Origin of the sequence: Sphingomonas sp. NIBR02145, from assembly GCF_027359115.1 — a bacterium.
Taxonomy (GTDB): domain Bacteria; phylum Pseudomonadota; class Alphaproteobacteria; order Sphingomonadales; family Sphingomonadaceae; genus Sphingomonas; species Sphingomonas kyeonggiensis_A.
On record NZ_CP114791.1, the window covers coordinates 4422978 to 4441984 of the forward strand.

The following is a 19007-nucleotide window of genomic DNA, read 5'->3' on the forward strand; positions in this document are numbered from 1 at the left end:
CGCCCGCCATTGACCCGCAGCGGCACCCTGCTTTCGCAATGCTGCGGTGCAGCAGAGCCTTTCCGCCGGGCAACGTCAAGCACATTGCCGAAATGTGCCCGGCCCGGCCCAGCCCCGCCGCTCACGCGGCTTGCGAGAGCGGGGCGCTGTCCAGCAGCGTGGCGTCGAAGCTGATCGTGCCGCGCATTTCGGGGGTGTCGGGGCCCACCGCCATCGGGCAGGCGATGCCCGGCATCGCCGTCACGTCGAACAGCTCGGTGATATGGCCCTCCAGACGAATCCACTCGACCAGATTGCCGGTGGCCAGGTCGACGATCAGCAGCCCGCACCATGCTTCCGCGTCGCGCGCCTTGAGTTCGCCGTCGAGCGAGAGGTGCTTGAACGTCCCGTCGCGAGGTTTGGAGACGGTCACGATCGCATGGCCGTCATGGATCGTCATCCCGCGCAGGAAGCCCGGGCAGAAGGCGATGTCGCGTTTTTCGCCGGTCCGCGGATCGACTTCGATGATCTGGCCGCGGCCGCTGTCCAGCGCATAGAGCCGGCCGTCCACCACTCGGGGGGAATGCGGCATCGAAAGCTGGTCGGTGACGATCCGGCCGGTCTGGACTTCGACGATCACGCCGCCTTCGTGCCGACGCTCTCGCCAGCCGGTCAGCACGTCCGATCGGCTGACCGCGGTCGCATAGGCGGGGCGGCCATCCGCCATCGCCATGCCATTCAGGTGGCAGCGGTCCTCCGGCGCCAGCTTCGAGATGAAGGGCGGTTTCCAGATCGGCTTGAAACTGTGGGTCAGGTCCGGGGTACACAGGCAGCTATATTTGGTGTTCACGAAGATAACGCGCCCATCGCTGTCCACGCCGAGCTCGTGGATGTCGATGTCGCCCGTCGTCTGGGCATTGCGCGGCACCAGCACCATGTCGAAGGTCTCGTTGCCGCGCTCGCCGGGGCGCAGCATGTTCTCCAGCCGCCATACCTGGCAGAGCGATCCGAGATAGAGTCGGCCGTTCGACCAGGACAGGCCCATCGCGCGGCTGAAATTCTGCTGGTTGAACGAGACGGTGCCGTTCGGCTGTCGCCCGACCAGGAACAGCTGCCCGGTCTGATAGGACGAGAAGGCCAGGCTGGTGCGGTGCGTCGCCAGCCAGGCGCCGAGCCCGCGCGATACGCTGATCTGCGATGTTCCCGGCGCAGGCGCGGGGGGTGCCGCGTCCGGCGCGCTCGCGGCTCCCGTGCTCGCCGATGCCATATTCCCTGCCGCTTCTTGCACCGCCTTGGTCATTTGTCGCGTCCCCAAGCCTGCGGGCACGTCGCACCCGCGCGATTGTCACTATTTTGAAAGACGCCGTCACGGCGCTGTAACCTTGCGCCAAATCGCCCTTGCGCGACATTTTTTTGCATTCCGTAATTTTTGGCTTTTCGAAGGTTGCCGGGCGCAAGGCTCGTTCGGCGACACGGCGTCACAGGATCGTAACCTGACGCCCCGGCGTCCATGCTGGAGATCCCGATGCCCCTTATGGTTCGTGCCGCCGCTCCGCAGGCTCGCATGCCGAAATCCTCTCCGTCGAAGCGCATTCTCTGGGGAGCCAGCGCCGGCGCCCTCGCCGCGCTGCTCGCCAGCAGCCCGGCGCTTGCCCAGGCGGACCAGCAATGCGGCCCGGTGGTCGCTGGTACCGTTCAGTGTGCGCCCGCCGACGACGCGCATCCGACCGGCGTCCGCTACGATCTCACTGCGCTGCCGCCCCAGGATCTCACTGTCGTCGTGCCGCCGGAGACCGTGATCTCGACCGTGGATGACGAGACCGCCGGCATCAGCGTATCCACCGGCGGCGGTGCGATCACGGTGTCCGCCGCGGGCTCGACCGTGCAGACCGCGGGCTGGCGCAGCACCGGCGTGCGTGCGGTCACGGCCGCGGGCGACGTGACCGTGGAAGCCGGCACGGTCACCACCAGCGGCTATCGCGCCGAGGGTATCATCGCCGATGCCGGTAATGGTGGCAGCATCAGCATCACCGCCGACCAGGTCAGCACCTCGGGCGAGGCGGCGTTCGGCGTCCGGGCGAACTCGCCCGATGGCGACATCGCGATCCACACCGGAGTGGTCTCCACTTACGGTCTCGGCGCCGATGCGATCTATGCGGCGACCAGCCACGGCAACACCACGATCGAGACCGGCGCGGCCTATGCCTGGGGCGGCTCGGCACGTGGCATCGTCGCCTATGCGTCGGGCACTACCACCGTGCATGCGGAATCGGTCGGCACTTCGGGCGGCGGCTACGGCACGGAGGCCGATGCGACGGCGGTGACCGCGATCGGCACCGCGGTCGATGTCGCTATCTCGGGCGGTGTGCGCACCAATGGCGACTATGCCACCGGCATCTTCGCGCGCAGCAACCTGGTTTACAGCGACGACGAGGTCACGCCGACGATCAGCGTCAGCGCAGGCTCGGTCTCGACGTCGGGCGCCTTTTCGGACGGCATCGTCGCGCTCAACTATTCCGAAAGCGGCGCGGTCCACGTCGATGTCGGGTCCGTCGATACCCGCGGCCCGGCCTCGTTCGGCATCTATGCCGGCGGCAATGGCGATGTCTCGGTGCAGACCGGCAACGTGACGACGCTGGGCACGGGGTCGCAGGGCGTGCACGCGGTGAGCTTCGGGGGCGACATCACGGTCACCACCGGCAACATCGCGACCAGCGGCGAGAATTCGCACGGCGTGTACGCGATCAACTACAGCGAGGGCTCGGTCACGGTGAAGACCGGCGACGTGAAGACGCGCCGCGACTATTCAATCGGCATCGGGGCACTGTCGATCGGCGACGTCTCGGTCGATGCCCATTCGGTGCAGGTGAGCGGCTATGGCAGCCAGGGCATCGTCGCATACAGCGTGGCCGGCTCGGTGGACGTCCAGGCGGGAACCGTATCCACCCTCGGCGGTAAGGGTACCGGCATCGGCGCCTACAGCTTCGCCGAGGGCGAGACCGCCCATATCACGGTGGGATCGGTGGAAACGCGCGGCGACTATGCGGTCGGTGCCCTGGCGCTTTCGGGCGGCGGGATGGCGAGCATCGACGTAACCGGCACGATCACCACGGCGGGCGAACACAGCGAGGGGATTGCGGCATCGGGCATCGCGCTCAACGGCGGGGACGCGGTGGTCATCAATGCCACCACGGTGATCGCCACCGGCGGCGGTGCGCGCGGCATCTCGGCGAGCGGCTCGCTCGGTAACGTCCGGGTCAATGTCGACAAGGTCATCACCTCGGGCGATCTCGGCGGCGGCCGGCACTCAACCTGGGCGGAGGGGATCCTCGCCAGCACCTATAGCGGCACGATCTTCATTGATGCAGGCAGCGTCGAGACGTCCGGGCGCGGTGGCGCGGGCATCGACGCCCAGGCCAATTTCGGCAACATCGCGATCAAGGCCGACGCGGTCAGCACCGCCGGGATTCACGCGCCGGCCATCGTCACCGCCGCCATGGACGGCTGGACCACGATCGAAGCCGGTACGGTGAAGACCACCGGCGACGATTCCGAGGGGATCATCGCCCGCGCGATCCCGATGGACATCTATTCCGACGTCGATCGCAGCATCTCGATCAAGGCGGAATCGATCGCCACGACGGGCAACCGCTCGGATGCCGTCTATGCGGTGGGCGCGGGCGCGATCACTATCGATGCCGGCACCATCACCACCACGGGCACCGATGCCCGCGGCGTCTATGCTGCCAGCGTCTATGACGATGTCCGCGTCATCGTCGACAGCCTCAAGACCACCGGCGTCGGTGCCACCGGCATCTTCGCCCTGTCGCCCTATGCGAATGTCAGTGTCGAGGCGGGCAACGTAGAGACGCGCGGCAACGCTACCGATGCGATCCGCGCGGGCGGTCTGAATTCGTCGGTCACCGTCCAGACCGTCATCGTCGCGGGAGCAGACTCACGGGCAGTCGATATCCTCGCCGCCGGCGGAGACGCGGTGCTGAAGGCCGGCACGATCACCGGCTCGGGCGACGGCAATATCGGTGCCGTGGTCACCAGCTATGACGGTGACACCTCGATCCAGGTCGACCGCATCACGCTCACCGGCGCCGGCAGCATTGGCATCGCCGCGAGCGCGATCGGCGGGAACCTGACAGTCTCCAGTGCCGCGGTCAGCACGACCGGCACCGCGATCGACGCGATGGCTAGCGGCGATGTCGGGATCACCGTCCGTGGCGCGACCAGGTCGCAGGGGGACGCGATCACTGCCACCGGCAACAACATATCCCTGACGATCGCCGCCGGCGGTAGCGTTTCGGGCGTCAACGGCGTCGTCGTCAGCGCGCAGACCTATGTGCCGCCCGCCGAGCCGGGCGAGGGCGAGGAGCAGGGCCTGCGGGCGGCCGCAGATCCGATGCACCGTTTCACGCTGACCAATGCCGGGCTGCTCGAAGGCGGCAGCGGCTATGCGTTGCGCATCGACGCGGGCACCGCGACGATCGCCAACAGTGGCACGATCAAGGGTCGCCTGCTGCTCGGCGACGGCGATGATCTGCTGACCAACACCGGCCTGTTCCTCGCTACCGCGGACAGTGATTTCGGTACCGGCAATGACCGCTTCGTCAATCAGGGCACCGTCCGCATCGGCGCAGCGGGTGCGCCTGCCGCAAGCGTGACCTTGCTCGGGCTCGAGCGGTTCGAGAATGCCGGCGGCACGATCGATCTGTCGAACGGCCATGCCGGGGACACGTTCACCCTCCCGAAGGACTATGTCGGCTCGAACGGTGCCCGCGTTGCACTCGATGTCGGCAACGGCACGGCCGATCGGCTCGTCATCGGAGGCGCTGCGACCGGCTCCACCGCCGTGCTCCTCGCAGATGTTGGCAATGCCAACGCCGTCCTGACCGGTCAGGCACCCATCGCGCTGATCCAGGCCGGCGCGGGTTCCTCGGCCAATGCCTTCACCCTGGCAGTCAGCGACATTGGCCTGGTCCATTACGATCTCGGCTTCGACGCCGCGAGCGGGAAGTTCCTGTTGCGCAATGCAGCGGGCACGCCGGTCTACCGCCTGGCCAGGCTGAACGAGGCGCTGGCCAATGCATGGAACCGTGGCACCGACACCGTCGCGACGCATCTCGCCGGCGTCCGGGATGGGGGCACGGCCCAGCCCGGCGCGCTCTGGGGCATTTTCGGCGGCGGCTCCGAGCGTATCCGCCAGACCCGCTCTATCAACGGCAGCGATACAGCAGTCGGATACCGGCAGGACGAGGTGGAAGCCCGGATCGGCTACGACTTTGGCGGCGGCAATGCCGGGCGGCCGGGCTTCGGCATTGCCGGCGGCTATATCAACTCGAAGGTCAATTTCTCGGGCAGCGCGGCCCATGCCACTGCCGACAGCTTCGACCTTGGCGGCTATGGGCGTCTGTCGAGCGGCCGGTTCTTCGCCAATGGATCGGTGAGCGTGGCCTTCCATTCGCTCAAAGTCGTCGATCGGTCGCTGGGCTATAGCGACGACGTCTCCGGACGTAGCGTCGGCGCCCAGGCGGAGGTGGGTGCCCGCTTCGGTAAGGGGGTCTTCTTTGTCGAGCCCTCGGCCCGGCTGTCCTGGTCGCACACCAGCCTCGACGACATCACCGCACTAGGCCAGACGGTGTCGCTCGACAGTTTGAACAGCGTGCGCGGCACCTTTGGCGCGCGGCTGGGGGGCGCGGCCCATCTCGGCTCGACGTCGGCGACCTTCTATGGCGGTGTGCACTATGTGCACGAGTTCGCTGGTAAGAGTGCCGCGACGCTGTTCAGTAGCGCTGCCAGCGACGCGATCACCGGACCAGCACTGCCTGATCAGCTTCGGACGTCGATCGGAGCCAGCATTCGCGGCGCTGGGCCGCTCAGCGGATTTATCCAGGCGGAAGGAGCTTTTGGGTCTGGCCGTCGCGGAGGCGGCGGGCGCGTCGGTATCCGGTACGGATTCTGATTGCCATTGGATCGATTGCCGCCGCTGCGGCGACTGCGGCGGCAATCTGTGCCAAGGAATTGCGGTTCTGCAACGATGCCGTTCTCATCACCCTGTTCACGCCTGGCGTTCGCAGGAGTATCGCCGCAAAGCGGCAGGAGCGCCGCGTAAACGCCGTTGTCGAGGCCGCATTGCGTCCCTGTATTGCCATCGAAATTGCTGACCTCTTCGCGGATCGCCCGGAGGCCGTCGAGGCGCCCTTGAGTGATGGTTAAATCGTAAGAGACGGTGCGGTCGGAATTCATGACGTTCCTGCCGCACTTCATCTGCGGCGGCCTGCAGCATGTCCGCGTGTCCGATTTGCCCGAATGTCATCGGCATACGTTTTTTGAGTTACAGTTCCGCTCGCCAGGATTGTCTGAGGTCAGCAGAGCTGCCGCGATCCGTGGCAACGATCGGATTGAGCAATTGGACAGGGATAAGGCGGTCCGAACCTGGTTCTGTGAGGAGGTGCTTCCCCTTGAAGGGGCGCTGCTGCGCTTCATAAAAAGAAACTGGCCTAGCACGGACGATGCGACCGATCTGATGCATGACGTCTACGAGCTTGCAATCACCGGCGCCCGGAATGCTATTCCACACAATACGGCGGGGTTTCTGTTCACCGTCGCGCGCAATCACCTGATCAACCGCGCAAAGCGCGCCCGCATCGTTTCGTTCGAGCTTGTGGCAGACCTCGAGACCATTGCGCCGGAGATCGACATATTCGAAGCAGAGCGTCAGTTGCATGCGCGTGACGCACTGCGCAGAGTGCAGGCAGGCATTGAGAAACTGTCGCCGCGCGTTAGGGAAATCGTGCTGCTGCGCAAGGTCGAAGGGCTCGACGTCGCGGAAACGTCGCAACGGCTCGGGATCGGAAAGGATGCGGTCAATCACCAGCTTGCGATGGGGATGAAAGCGCTGGCCGACCACATGCTTGGGGGCGCGGGCAAGATCGTCAGGCGCAGATATCCGGCGCAACGGGCAAAGAGGGGCGAGTCGTGAGCGACGCCGGTTCAGCCAGAGACCGCGCCGCCCGCTGGATTCTCGCGCGCGAGCAGCAGGGTTGGTCCGATACAGACCAGGCGGCACTGGATGCGTGGCTCGAGGAATCCGACCTGAACAAGGCGGCCTATTGGCGCCTCGAGCACAGCTGGAGACAGGCCGATCGCATTGCTGCACTTCGAGATGGCAGTCCTGCGGTGGCGGCTAAGCGTGGACATGCTTTTCGGATAAAGCCCCGGGTCTTGAGCGGCTTGATTGGCCTCGCGGCCTCGCTGGTCGCGATCATAGGCGTGGTCGTTCATGACGGACATCGGAGAAACGCCGAAACCGGCAGCGTAGCTGCCGCTACCTTCACGACGGATGTGGGCGGCCACCGACTGGTCGGGCTCGCCGATGGCAGCCGCGTCGAACTGAATACCGATACCCGGGTCAGGACCGCGGTGGGCGGCGGCGGCCGTGCGGTGTGGCTGGATAAGGGCGAGGCATTTTTCGAAGTGGCGCACCGTGATGGGCTGCCGTTCGTGGTGCACGCCGGGTCCCGTGAAATCACCGTGCTGGGTACCAAATTTTCAGTCCGGCGGGTTGGTGGCAAGGTGGTGGTCTGGGTGCGCGAGGGGCGTGTGCGCGTCGATACTGCGGAACATGCCAGCGCGGCTCGCTCGGCGATAGTTACCGCCGGCGGCGTTGCGCTCAGCGATGGTGCGGCAACGCTGGTGACTGCAGCATCACCGGAACGCCTGGATCAGGCTCTGGCCTGGCGCGAAGGCATGCTGGGCTTCGATCACGAACGGCTTGGCGACATTGCCCTCGAGTTCAACCGCTATAATCGCAAGAAGATCGTCATCGCCGATCCGGCCGCCGCGAACATCCGTATCGGCGGCACTTTCCCGGCGTCGGAGCCGCGCGCGTTCGCACGGTTGCTCCGCGATGCCTATGGGCTCGAAATCGCGGAAACGGACGTGGAAATCAAAATTCAGAAAACTGCATTACAGCCGGCCGATCGTTGATTGTCCTAATCCCTGGAGACGGGCGGCTATGGAGCACCCGCACAAAAGGGGAAGAGGATGAGGTCCACCAGCCTCGCTGCGGCGCTTGCCGCCAGCACCTGCATGTTCGCGATTGCGGCGCCGGCTCAGGCGCAACAGCGAAACTTCGACATCCGGCCAGGCACCCTGAAGGCTGCTCTGGACGCATTCGCACGACAATCGGGCAGGCCGGTGATCTACCGTGTCGAGGACGTCGCCGGCTTGAACAGCGCCGGATTTCGAGGTGCTGCCTCTTCCGAAGATGCTCTGGCTGCGTTGCTGCGCGGCACGGGGTTCGGCAGCCGGAATGGCGAGGCTGGCGCGATCGCAATCGTGCGCGTGGGAAACGGACAGGCCGCAGGCGCTAGTTCGCCTTCCGGGGAGAGCTCCCAGGTCGAGGCATCGCCGGATGCACCCGAACAGGCAATCGTTGTAACCGGAATTCGTGGGTCGCTGCAGCAGTCGATCAATGTGAAGCGCCGTGCCGACAGCATCGTCGACGTTATCACCGCGCAGGACATCGGCAAGCTACCCGACCAGAATGTCGCAGAATCGCTGAGCCGCGTCACTGGCGTGCAGATCAGCCGGCGCGAAGGCGATGGCTCCACCTTCACGATCCGCGGCATTTCGCAGAACCGGCTGGAAATCAACGGCCGCAATTTCATCGGTCCGGGCAATGGCGGCAACGCGGCGCTGGAGACGATCAGCCCCGAAATCCTCTCCTCGATCGTCGTCGTGAAATCGCCGACCGCGGATATGCCGGAGGGTGCCCTCGGCGCGACAGTCAACCTGCGGACGAAGCGGCCACTGGAACTAGCCGATCTTGTCGTCGCGGGAAGACTTCAGGGCGCCTATGCCGACCAGGCCGACCATGTCGGCTATCGCGGGTCGGCTCTGGTCTCCACCAGGCTCGGTGACCGGTTCGGCCTGCTTGCCAGCGTCGCTTATTCAGACACCAAGACACTGGGTTACACCTTCGACAGTGGCGGATGGACCCAGACCGGCGCCATCGACGGCAATGGCGACGGCATCGACGATCCCGGGCTCTTTCGGCCGAACCGTTTCATGGCGCGCGTATTCGACCGCACCGAGAAAAGGCTGACGCTCAATGGCACCGCGCAGTGGCGGCCGACGGACGAACTGGAAGTCATCCTCGACGCCACCTACAATCACCTCAAGCGTCGGCGGAACAGCGTCAACTACCAGGTGCTGTTCAACAATAATGACACGGCCGCCACGGTGAACGAAAAGGGCACCGTGGTTGCGGGCACCTTCACCGGCGTGACCGTCCGCCCGCTGATCTATGACGAACCGACCGACCTGAAATCGACGCTACTCGGCGGATCGGTGAAATGGGAAAATGATCGGGCACGCGTCACCCTCGACATGTCCTACAGCCGCGGCAAGGGCAGCGATGGTGGTCCGGGCGCGTCCTTCGCCTATGTTGTGGTTCCGCGCGCCGGGAACGTGGCGAATGCCAGCTATGACTTTCGCGGCGGCAATGCCGTGCCGGACCTGTCGATATCGGCCAACTTCAACCCGAACGATCCCGCGCAGTATCAGCTGCTGTCGATCTTCGACTATGACGCCGTCACCGACAACAGGGGCTATGACGCGCGTCTCGACTGGAAGTACAAGACGGAGTGGGGCATCCTTGCCTCGGTCGAGACGGGCATGCGCTACGAGCGCGTCGAACTGCTCGCGGCCGACCCGCAAAACCTGCCCGTGGCCGCGAGCCTGTTGAGCAGGGGGGATCGCAACGGCGACGGCATCCTGACTGTCGATGAGCTTCCGGGCCTGAGCTATGGCAAAGACTATGGCGGGTTCTTTCCGGGCGTCGCCGGAAACTTCCCGCGCGATCTGCTCGGTGGCGAGCTCGACAAGCAGGCCGCCCGTGAAGGGCTGGGGCTGGCGGCCCCCAATCCCTATGACACCAGCATCACGGTGGGGCCGACCTCGATCAAGGATGTGACGCAGGAGACGCTCGGCGCCTATGTGAAGGCGAATTTCGAGGGTGCGCTGGGCGCTATCGACTATACCGGCAACGCCGGCGTCCGATACATCGAGACTGCACGCTCCACGCTGGGCTATCTGTCGGCGACCCAGACTAACGTCATCAAATCGGATTTCGGCTACTGGCTGCCGAGCGCCAATCTGGCGGTCAACTTCAACAAGGATCTTACCCTGAGGCTAGCCGCCGCCAAGGTAGTATCGCGACCCAGCCTCAATCAGGTCAGCGCCAGCTTCGTTCCCAATACCGTCTCGATGACCGGATCACGCGGCAATCCGGGCCTGCGGCCGTTCGAGGCCATGCAGGCCGATGCGACGCTGGAATGGTACTTTGCGCAGGCGAGTTCGCTGACCGGCGCGGTTTTCTACAAGAAGGTCGATTCTTTCACGGTCAACACGGTCAGCCGCGAGTTCGTGCCCGGCTTCTCGGAGCGTTTCGGGCTGTTCGATATCTCGCAGCCCCAGAATGGCGAAGATGGCAGCATCAAGGGGTTCGAACTCGCCTATCAACAGGCCCTGCGCTTCCTGCCCGCGCCCTTCAACGGTCTCGGTGTCCAAGCCAACTATACCTATGTCGACAGCCGCACACCGCTCCGGGACGCGATTACCGGCGCGCGCCTGCCGCTTCCGGGGCTCTCCCGCGACAGCTTCACGCTGATCGGCTATTTCGAGGACAAGACCTTCTCGGTGCGGGCGGCCTATACCTATCGCAGCGAGTATCTGAACAGCGTCGGCGGCGCGGCGAGTGGCGGCAACAACTATGTCAACGGGCGCGGGCAGCTGGATGCCTCGGTGCAGGTCAATCTTACTCCCAACCTGCGTCTGACGCTCGAGGGGATCAATCTTACCAAGGAAATCGACTCCCAATATCTGGGCGAGCCCGATCGGCTGACCTTCTCCGCGCGTGAGGACCGCCGCATCTTCTTCGGCCTGGCCGCGAGCTTCTGAGCAGAGACGAAAGGGAAAACATGATCGAGCGCACGCTCTGCCGCGCCTTGGCAGTCGCCTGTATCGTCCCTGTCACCTTGGGTACGGGCGTACCGAATGCGATGGCTGCGCCAAATCGCGCTGACATAGTCATCTATGGCTGCACTTCGGGAGGTGTGATCGCCGCCATCGAAGCGCGGCGCCTGGGGCGATCCGTCCTGCTGGTATGTCGCGAAGACTATCTCGGGGGCATGTCCACCAATGGTCTGGGATGGTCGGATACCGGCAATCATCGCGCGATCGGCGGCCTGTCACTCGAATTCTATCGCAAGGTGAAGCGCTATTATGACGACCCAAAGATGTGGGTGCACGCGCCCAGGCCGGTTCGCGCCGAGAATTTCGTCGATGGAGAGGCGATGTGGCAGTTCGAACCCAGGGTCGGCGAGCGAATCTACGAGGATTGGGCGCGTGCGACGGGAGTGACGATCGTCCGCAACCAGCCGCTCGATCGCTCCAGGCTGGGAGTCCAGGTCGCGAACCGGCGAATCGTCGCTTTCCGTTCGAGGACGGGGCAGAGGTTCGAAGGCAAGGTCTTCATCGACGCCACCTATGAAGGAGACCTGATGGCAGGTGCCGGTGTCCGGTTCGCGGTCGGCCGGGAAGCCAATGCGACCTATGGCGAGACGCTGAATGGCGTGCAGTTGAAGAACACGACCAACCACCAGTTCACGATCGACATAGACCCCTACCGGCTTGCCGGTGATCGCTCGAGCGGGTTGCTGCCGCGGATCAGCGCTGAGAGCCCGGCGCCTGACGGGACAGCCGACGCCAGGATCCAGGCTTACACCTACCGGATGTGCCTCACCGACGTGCCGGCCAATCGGGTGCCCTTTTCCAGGCCCCAGGGCTATGACGCCGGCCAGTATGCGCTCCTCAAGCGCTATATGGATGCGGGTTACCGCGACTTCTTCCGCAAGTTCGACCGGATCCCGAATGGCAAGACCGACACGAACAACTTCGGCGCCTTCTCCTTCGACAATATCGGCATGAACTATCGCTATCCCGAGGGCAGTGACGCCGAGCGACGCGAGATCGCGCGCGAGCACAGGGTCTATCAGCAGGGGCTGCTCTGGTTCATGGCGAATGATCCCGGAGTACCGGCGGAGACGCGTGCGGAGATGTCGAAATGGGGCCTCTGCAAGGACGAGTTCGCGCGCAATGGCCACTGGCCCCGGGAAATGTACGTGCGCGAGGCGCGCCGCATGGTGTCCGACTTCGTGATGGCGGAGCCCCACCTGCGAGGTACCCGCCCGACTCCGCGACCGATTGGGATGGGCTCCTACAACATGGACTCGCACAATGTGCAGCGGATCGTCGATATGCACGGCTTCGTCCGCAACGAAGGCAATATCGAGGTGAGCCCCGGCCGAGCCTATCCGATAAGCTATGACGCGATCGTCCCGCGCAGGAGCGAGGTCACGAATCTGCTCGTACCTGTGGCACTATCGGCGTCGCATATCGCTTATGGATCGATCCGGATGGAGCCGGTCTTCATGATCCTGGGCCAGTCGGCATCGGTCGCTGCCTCGATCGCGATCGACGACCGGTTGCCGGTGCAGGACATCGATTACGCGAAACTTCGCGGGCAACTGATAAAGGAGGGGCAGACCCTTGAGCTCGCCCAATAGTCTGCAGGCATGGTTCCGCCCATCTGGCTTTGATGCTGGTGGGATGTCCCAATCTGCGGGATCATCGGTGGCTTTCGGCGGCCTTCAACCAGCAGGCGGCGGTCATTGCGGACTTTGACATCTGAAGGCGCCGGAAGCGGTTTACTGGCGACTATAGTCGGAACATAGACTTCCGGACCTGGGGGGCCGTGTGCCGGCGAGCGATTGCGATGGTCGTCCGTCAATTGCAAAGGCGCCGTTGCTGGAAACTCATGGTGTTCCGTTGCCCAGACTCACGGCGTCGGCATATTGAGTGTCACTGACCTTTTCCATCCAAGTGACCGAGCGATTGCTCCTGGTTTCGGCGATGGCAACGTGAGTCATGGGCTCGGCCGCCGAGGCGCCGTGCCAGTGCTTTGTCCCCGGCGGAATCCAGATCACGTCTCCGGGGCCGATAGCTCGCGCGGAATGCTGCCATTCCTGTACGAAACCATGTCCTTGGAGGACGATCAGCGTCTGCCCTAGTGGGTGGGTGTGCCAGGCAGTCCGTGCGCTCGGTTCGAACATGACGGTCGCTCCGCCGACGCGCGCGGGAGACTCCCGCTGGAAGCGTCCCTGAACCCGAACCCTGCCGGTGAAGTTATCGGGCGATCCCTCGCTTGAAGGACTAGAACCCGCCCGGATGACCGAGAGGCTTTCCTGGTTCGGATCATTCGTTCCGGCCATTGCCAATGCCGAGAGCGAGGTCAGCCCGAGGGCGATGAATGTGCATGTCGCCCACCTCATTTTGCGTTGAAAACTTCACGCGCGATGCCGACGGCGGTGATCGCGTTGGGCCAGCCCGCATAGAAGGCGAGTTGTGTGATCGCCTCCACCATTTCAGTCTCCGTGACTCCGTTCCGACGCGCGAGCTGCATGTGCGAGCGCAACTGGTCGGGGCGGTTGAGCGCGATGAGCGCGGCAACCGTGATAAGGCTGCGATCCCGTTTCGCGAGACCGGGGCGCTCCCACACGTCGCCGAGGAGAACGTTATCCGTCAGTTCGGCCAGCTTGGGGGCAATGTCACCCATCAACTGCTGGGCGCGAGACGGCTGCTTGTCGGCCGCCTCGCCGCTGGTTTGCGCGTGCGCCATCGCCGATAGTGTCCCGGTCAGAAGAAGGCTCGCGCCCGCTGTCGCGAGCCTGATTGTGGTGCTGAACTTCATGCCTGGCGCCCCTGGGAGTCCACATCGCTTGCAAGACTGGTGTCGAAGAAAGGCGTGAGCTTGCCCATGGCGGCATCGACATATCGCGGGACCCAATATGTCTCGATGTGCGTGGCACCCTCGATCAGAAACAGCTCCTTTGAGGCGGTGCCGGTTGCCTTTGCGAAGGCGTCGTCGGTCATATAGGCGCTGTCGGCCCTGCTGCCGGCGATCATCAGCAATGGTTGGTTGATGAGCTCGATCTGGTCAGTGGCATCCCACCGCATCAGGTCCATCAGGCTGCTAACCGTATAGGTGCCGCCGGAATTCGGATAGGCGCCCGAATTGGGATGCCCATGGGTCCGCTCGTAATAGACCGCACCCTCGCGGTACATCTCGAAAGGAAGTGCCGCGATCTGGGCATCGGTCAGTGGCGCACCTCCGCCGATATATTGAGACTTGCCGCCCGCCGCTTCCCGGGCGCGCGCGTTCGACGCCTGGCGCAGTCGCTGCTGGATTGTGGCCAGTTGCGAGTCCTGGAAGCCATTGCGGCGCACGCGCCCAGAATTGAACATGCTGATCGTCGCGACGGACTTGAAGCGCTTGTCGACCTTGGCCGCCGCCAGCGAGTAGCCACCGCCGCCGCAGATCCCGAGCAGGCCGATCCGCTCGGCATCGACGCCAGGGTAGCGGGTGATGAAATCGGCCGCGCCATGGATGTCCTCGGTGCGATATTGCGGCTTGTCGGTGTTGCGTGGCGCGCCGCTGCTCGCGCCCTGGAAGGCGGCATCCATCGTGATCGTGACACAGCCTTGCTCGGCGAGGCGCTGCGCATAGAGACCCGCGACCTGCTCCTTCACGCCGCCATTCGGATGCGCGACGACGATCGCGGCATAGGTACGGCGCGGATCGTAGCCCGCCGGCGTGTAGACGTTTGCGGCGATCTCCCGTCCGAGGTGCTCATATTTGACGGGGTGGATGTTGACCTTGCCGGGTTCGTTCCCGGTCAGCGCGCCGGCATAGACGAGGGAAAAGGGGTTATCGCGGTAGTCGAGTGGCTGGGCCGCGGGTTCAGCGGATGCGTCGTGCATGAAGGGCACTCCTGTCGAGGCTGAGGCGAGGACGAGCGCGGACACCTCAAGGAATCTGCGCCTGCTCTGATCGATTGTTGGGTTGGCCATGGTCTCAGTCCTCTCGATCCAGCTTCTTCTCGGCCAGGAATCGCGAGATCTGGTCCGCGATCTGAACATTGTTCAGGTCCGACATCATGAAGTGCGTGTTGCCGCGAATGCCGATCTCCGGGAGGTGTACTACCCGCGCATCGCCGCCGTGCCGGTTGATCGCTGCGACCCAGAGCTTCGCCATCGCGAGACGGACGCGCCAGTTGTCACGCCCGCGCTCAGCGGTCGGCGAGGTCGGGATATTGTCCCCGTAATAGATCACGATCGGGATGCGCGTGAGCTTCGCGAAATCTTCAGCTGAGACGGCCTGCGGCTTGAGCGTGCCGGCCACACTGGGCATTTCGGGCGGCAGTTCCGATTTCGGGAAGACGAACCCGCTTCCCGGCTCGATTGCAACGACAGCCTTGACGTTCGCGCTCTTGATCGCCGTTAGCCAGCCTGGCTCGCCGCCCTGCGAATGCGAGAACAATATTGCTGGGCCTGTCCTGTCGAAGAGTGCCGCCATGGCCCTCGCAATCACTTGAGCATCATATGGGCCAGTGTTTGGCGTCAGCGATCGGAAGAACTGATCCATTGCTTCGGGGCCGCGCGCGGCCTGCACGCCGTCGAAGTAGTTCGGCCAAGCACCGAAACGGAACTGATCGAAAAAGAGCTGATCGTTAGGCGTCGGCTCGATGGCCGTTGCGACCATACTGGCGCCGGCGCGACCGCGCCGAGGTTGGTCGACCAGATAGACGGGGAAGCGTCGGCGCAGGAAGATCGTCTGGAAACCCTCCCGGCCGTCGGGCGTCGTCTCCCAGCTTCGGCCCGATACATAGGCGCCGTGCAACATGACGATCGGCAAGGCACGCCGCCGCACCGGGACCTGGTAGAAGGCGTAGAGGTGATCGCCATGGAAGCTTTGGCCCTGGGTGGTCGGGGCGTTGTTCACGAAGGTCCCGGGCGCCTGCGATACCGTCCCGCCGACTGCAAAGCTGCCCTGCTGCTGGATGACCAACGGCTCGGCCGGGCCATTCGCGGCTGGGCTTGCACCGGCCGGCGCGTTGGTGCCGCACTCCAGAAGCAGGATGGCGAGGGACCCTTTCCAGAAGTTCACGAGCAATTCCCTTCGAGTTGGCGGGCGGTTCGTGGCGATGTGCGTGTCACGCCCCGAGGATCGGAGCGATGGAGCTAAGCGGACTCAGAGCTTGCGCGTGCCGAGCCACTTCACCATCGCGGGATCGCGGTGGTCGAAGAAGCTGCTCGCCTTCTGGTCGAGCGCACCGATGCGGGCGATGTCCTCGGCATCGAGCGCGAAGTCGAAGATCGCGAAGTTCTCGGCCATGCGCTCCTTGCGTACCGATTTGGGGATCGCGACGATGCCGCGCTGGATCAGCCAGTGCAGCACTACCTGCGCGATGCTCTTGCCGTGCTTATCGCCGATCGCCTGGAGAACCTCGTTGCTGAAAAGGCCGTTCTTGCCTTCCGCGAACGGTCCCCAGGCCTCTGGCTGAACCCCATATTCGCGGAGCAGCGCCTGCGCATCGGCCTGCTGGTGAAAGGGATGGATCTCGATCTGGTTCACCGCGGGCGTGATTTCGTTGTGAAGCACGAAGTCGAGCAGCCGGTCGGGATAGAAGTTGCTGACGCCGATTGCCCGGACGCGTCCAGCCTTGTGCATCTCCTCCATCGCGCGCCAGGCGCCATAGACGTCGCCATAGGGCTGGTGGATCAGCCAGAGGTCGAGATAATCGAGCTGCAGCTTATTGAGGGAGCGTTCCAATGCCGCCTTGGCGCCCTCATAGCTCGCGTCCTCGATCCATAGTTTGGTCGTGACGAACAACGCCTGGCGGTCGATGCCGTGGTTTCTGATCGCTGCGCCAACGGCTTCCTCGTTCCCGTAGGACGTCGCGGTATCGAGCAGCCGATAGCCGACATCGATCGCATCGCGCACGCTGCGCTCGCATTCGACGGGATCGGGCACCTGGAAGACGCCAAAACCCAGGATAGGCATCTCGACGCCATTGTTCAGCGTCACGTTCGGGGGAGTGCTGGTCATGTCTTCTCCTCAATCGGTCAGCGACGGACCAATTGCCCATGGGAGCGGCATAGCGCCCGTACTGCGCTCGACGGCGGCGGATGCTTGTCGCGATGGGAGCTATGTAACCCGAACCGGTTCTACGGATTAGACAGGGCAAATCGCTTGGGTCTATGACTCGGTGTCATGAAACCTGACGTACGGGCGACGAGACATGCGGCGTGAAGAACTGGGCAGCCTGGCGATGTTCCTGGCCGTCGCGGAAGACCGCAGTTTCACCAAGGCAGCCGCCAAGCTCGGCATCTCGCAGTCGGCACTCAGCCATTCTATGCGACGCCTGGAGGCGAGCCTGGGGCTGCGTCTGCTCACCCGAACGACGCGCAGCGTCGCGCCGACCGAGGCAGGCGAGCGGCTGATCGAGACGCTTCGCCCCGCGCTGGACGATATCGACGACAAGCTCGCCGCCCTGACCGAGCTTCGCGATCGTCCGGCAGGCACGGTGCGCATCACGGCGGGATCCCATGCCGCGCGGGCGGTGTTGTGGCCGGTCATCGATAGGCTGACCACCGAGAATCCCGACATCAATGTGGAGGTGAGTATCGAAGGCGGGCTCGTCGACATCGTCGCCGAGCGGTTCGACGCCGGCGTCCGGCTTGGCGAAAGGCTCGAGCAGGACATGATCGCGGTCCCGATCAGCCCGAAGCTGCGCATGGCCGCGTTTGGCGCGCCGTCCTATTTCGCTGAGCGCGGAATACCAGGGACACCCTATGACCTTGCCGCCCACAGCTGCATCAACCTACGCCTGCCTGGGTCCCGGGCCCTGTACGTGTGGGAGTTCGAGCGGGACGGCAAGGAACTCAGGGTCAAGGTCGAAGGTCAGTTCGTGTTCAACGATGTTGACCTCATCATGACCGCCGCGCTCGCCGGCCACGGGATTGCCTTCCTCCTTGAAGATCACGTGACCAGCCATGTCGCGGAGGGGAGGCTTCTCCGCGTCCTGGAGGATTGGTGTGAGCCGTTCGACGGCTATTACCTCTATTATCCCAGCCGGCGGCAACCTTCGCCTGCGTTCAGCCTCTTGTTGAACGCCTTGTGGCATCGCGATTGAATGGTTCCCGGCACCGGCCCATCCCTGGACGGCATCGACGGTAGTTCACAGCCTCCCGTCTCGCCGGCACCGGTGAGAACCTCGATCGCCGCGCTCATCGTGGCGATCGTTCAAACAGGCGCTTGAGGCTGGGATAGAGAATGAAGGGCGATCGCCCGATCTTCACGGTCTCTTCTGGCACGAGGCCGAAGGGAGGGCGCCGCGCCAGCCGAGGGCAGTGCAGCGACAGGCTGGGCGGTCGCCGGATCTGCTCCTGCGCGCAAATCTATTGAACAGTGTAAAGTTCAGGGGCAGGTTGGCCCCGTGGCACGCCGGTCCGATCATACCCGGGACGAGCTCCGGACCATGATAGTCCACGAGGGGCATCGTCAGATTTCAGAAGTCGGCTTTGCGCGGTTCTCCGCGCGCGAGGTGGCGAAGCGGATCGGCTACTCGATCGGGACGGTCTACAATGTGTTCGGCAGCCACGACATGCTGATCGTGGCGATCAATGCGCGCACGCTGGCGCAGTGGCAGGCGCATGTCGAGGCGCGCCTGGCTGCTGCGACCGGTAACCGGCTGCGGGTGCTGGTGGAGGCCTATTTCGAGTTCGCCATCCTGCACCGCCATGCCTGGACGGCGCTATACGATCACCGCCTGCCCGACGATGTCGAGGCACCCGAATATTATCGCGACCATATCCGTTCGCTTACCGGGATCGTGCGCGACGAGATCGCCGCCGCGCTGCCGGCCAAGCGCCGGGACGAAGCGGACGCCCTGACGCGATCGCTGCTGGCAACGGTGCACGGCCATTGCTTCTTCACGCTTAACGGCACCTTCGCGCTGCTCGGCGAAACCGATCCGCTCGACACCGTCCATGCCCGCGTGCTCGAGGCAATTCGTTGCGCCCCCTTTACAAGTAAATAGACACTGTTCAAT

At 64.3% G+C, this 19007-nt stretch carries 14 protein-coding genes; 8 read left to right on the forward strand and 6 right to left on the reverse strand.

What is annotated here, in order from left to right; all coding sequences use genetic code 11:
• Positions 1 to 121 precede the first annotated feature (121 nt).
• The gene (locus O3305_RS20330) at positions 122 to 1279 is read right to left on the reverse strand and encodes a TIGR03032 family protein (protein ID WP_269574162.1); all 1158 of its coding nucleotides are present in this window, start codon (positions 1277 to 1279) and stop codon (positions 122 to 124) included.
• Between the two features lie 264 nt (positions 1280 to 1543).
• On the opposite strand from O3305_RS20330, the gene O3305_RS20335 reads away from it, so the two are divergent.
• The 6 genes from O3305_RS20335 to O3305_RS20360 all read left to right on the forward strand — a co-directional run bounded on the left by O3305_RS20335 (position 1544) and on the right by O3305_RS20360 (position 12620).
• Complete coding sequence (locus tag O3305_RS20335; RefSeq protein ID WP_269574163.1) at positions 1544 to 5950, forward strand: beta strand repeat-containing protein; 4407 nt, start codon at positions 1544 to 1546, stop codon at positions 5948 to 5950.
• Between the two features lie 59 nt (positions 5951 to 6009).
• On the forward strand, positions 6010 to 6204 hold the full coding sequence (locus tag O3305_RS20340; RefSeq protein ID WP_269574164.1) for a hypothetical protein: 195 nt from the start codon (positions 6010 to 6012) through the stop codon (positions 6202 to 6204).
• Positions 6205 to 6232: 28 nt separating this feature from the next.
• Positions 6233 to 6970, forward strand: a complete 738-nt coding sequence (locus O3305_RS20345; protein WP_269574165.1) for an RNA polymerase sigma factor — start codon at positions 6233 to 6235, stop codon at positions 6968 to 6970.
• Positions 6967 to 7977 (forward strand): FecR family protein, encoded by a 1011-nt coding sequence (locus O3305_RS20350; protein ID WP_269574166.1) that lies wholly within the window; start codon positions 6967 to 6969, stop codon positions 7975 to 7977. Before O3305_RS20345 ends, O3305_RS20350 begins: the two co-directional genes overlap by 4 nt.
• Positions 7978 to 8034: 57 nt before the next feature.
• On the forward strand, positions 8035 to 10953 hold the full coding sequence (locus O3305_RS20355) for a TonB-dependent receptor (RefSeq protein WP_269574167.1): 2919 nt from the start codon (positions 8035 to 8037) through the stop codon (positions 10951 to 10953).
• 101 nt (positions 10954 to 11054) lie between these two features.
• The gene (locus O3305_RS20360; RefSeq protein WP_269574168.1) at positions 11055 to 12620 is read left to right on the forward strand and encodes an FAD-dependent oxidoreductase; all 1566 of its coding nucleotides are present in this window, start codon (positions 11055 to 11057) and stop codon (positions 12618 to 12620) included.
• A 249-nt stretch (positions 12621 to 12869) separates the two neighbouring features.
• On the opposite strand, the gene O3305_RS20365 is transcribed toward O3305_RS20360, so the two are convergent.
• From O3305_RS20365 to O3305_RS20385, 5 genes are all read right to left on the reverse strand, one after another.
• Complete coding sequence (locus tag O3305_RS20365; protein WP_353739209.1) at positions 12870 to 13385, reverse strand: (R)-mandelonitrile lyase; 516 nt, start codon at positions 13383 to 13385, stop codon at positions 12870 to 12872.
• Positions 13382 to 13804, reverse strand: a complete 423-nt coding sequence (locus O3305_RS20370; RefSeq protein WP_269574169.1) for a carboxymuconolactone decarboxylase family protein — start codon at positions 13802 to 13804, stop codon at positions 13382 to 13384. The genes O3305_RS20365 and O3305_RS20370 overlap by 4 nt, the downstream gene beginning before the upstream one ends.
• Positions 13801 to 14964, reverse strand: coding sequence for an alpha/beta hydrolase (locus O3305_RS20375; RefSeq protein WP_269574170.1), 1164 nt, complete (start codon positions 14962 to 14964; stop codon positions 13801 to 13803). The genes O3305_RS20370 and O3305_RS20375 overlap by 4 nt, the downstream gene beginning before the upstream one ends.
• A gap of 4 nt (positions 14965 to 14968) precedes the next feature.
• Positions 14969 to 16060 (reverse strand): alpha/beta hydrolase, encoded by a 1092-nt coding sequence (locus O3305_RS20380; protein WP_269574171.1) that lies wholly within the window; start codon positions 16058 to 16060, stop codon positions 14969 to 14971.
• Positions 16061 to 16144: 84 nt separating this feature from the next.
• Positions 16145 to 17002 (reverse strand): aldo/keto reductase, encoded by an 858-nt coding sequence (locus O3305_RS20385; protein ID WP_269574172.1) that lies wholly within the window; start codon positions 17000 to 17002, stop codon positions 16145 to 16147.
• Positions 17003 to 17195: 193 nt separating this feature from the next.
• On the opposite strand from O3305_RS20385, the gene O3305_RS20390 reads away from it, so the two are divergent.
• Together O3305_RS20390 and O3305_RS20395 are read left to right on the forward strand one after the other, a co-directional pair.
• The gene (locus O3305_RS20390; RefSeq protein WP_269574173.1) at positions 17196 to 18089 is read left to right on the forward strand and encodes a LysR family transcriptional regulator; all 894 of its coding nucleotides are present in this window, start codon (positions 17196 to 17198) and stop codon (positions 18087 to 18089) included.
• Between the two features lie 345 nt (positions 18090 to 18434).
• Positions 18435 to 18995, forward strand: coding sequence for a TetR/AcrR family transcriptional regulator (locus tag O3305_RS20395; RefSeq protein ID WP_269574174.1), 561 nt, complete (start codon positions 18435 to 18437; stop codon positions 18993 to 18995).
• Positions 18996 to 19007: the final 12 nt, after the last annotated feature.

Coding starts and splice junctions, on each gene's coding strand:
- O3305_RS20365 (WP_353739209.1), bottom strand. CDS start 13,385: ATGAGGTGGGCGACATGCACATTCATCGCCCTCGGGCTGACCTCGCTC.
- O3305_RS20375 (WP_269574170.1), bottom strand. CDS start 14,964: ATGGCCAACCCAACAATCGATCAGAGCAGGCGCAGATTCCTTGAGGTG.
- O3305_RS20390 (WP_269574173.1), top strand. CDS start 17,196: ATGCGGCGTGAAGAACTGGGCAGCCTGGCGATGTTCCTGGCCGTCGCG.
- O3305_RS20370 (WP_269574169.1), bottom strand. CDS start 13,804: ATGAAGTTCAGCACCACAATCAGGCTCGCGACAGCGGGCGCGAGCCTT.
- O3305_RS20395 (WP_269574174.1), top strand. CDS start 18,435: ATGATAGTCCACGAGGGGCATCGTCAGATTTCAGAAGTCGGCTTTGCG.
- O3305_RS20360 (WP_269574168.1), top strand. CDS start 11,055: ATGGCTGCGCCAAATCGCGCTGACATAGTCATCTATGGCTGCACTTCG.
- O3305_RS20355 (WP_269574167.1), top strand. CDS start 8,035: ATGAGGTCCACCAGCCTCGCTGCGGCGCTTGCCGCCAGCACCTGCATG.
- O3305_RS20345 (WP_269574165.1), top strand. CDS start 6,233: ATGACGTTCCTGCCGCACTTCATCTGCGGCGGCCTGCAGCATGTCCGC.
- O3305_RS20385 (WP_269574172.1), bottom strand. CDS start 17,002: ATGACCAGCACTCCCCCGAACGTGACGCTGAACAATGGCGTCGAGATG.
- O3305_RS20330 (WP_269574162.1), bottom strand. CDS start 1,279: ATGACCAAGGCGGTGCAAGAAGCGGCAGGGAATATGGCATCGGCGAGC.
- O3305_RS20335 (WP_269574163.1), top strand. CDS start 1,544: ATGCCGAAATCCTCTCCGTCGAAGCGCATTCTCTGGGGAGCCAGCGCC.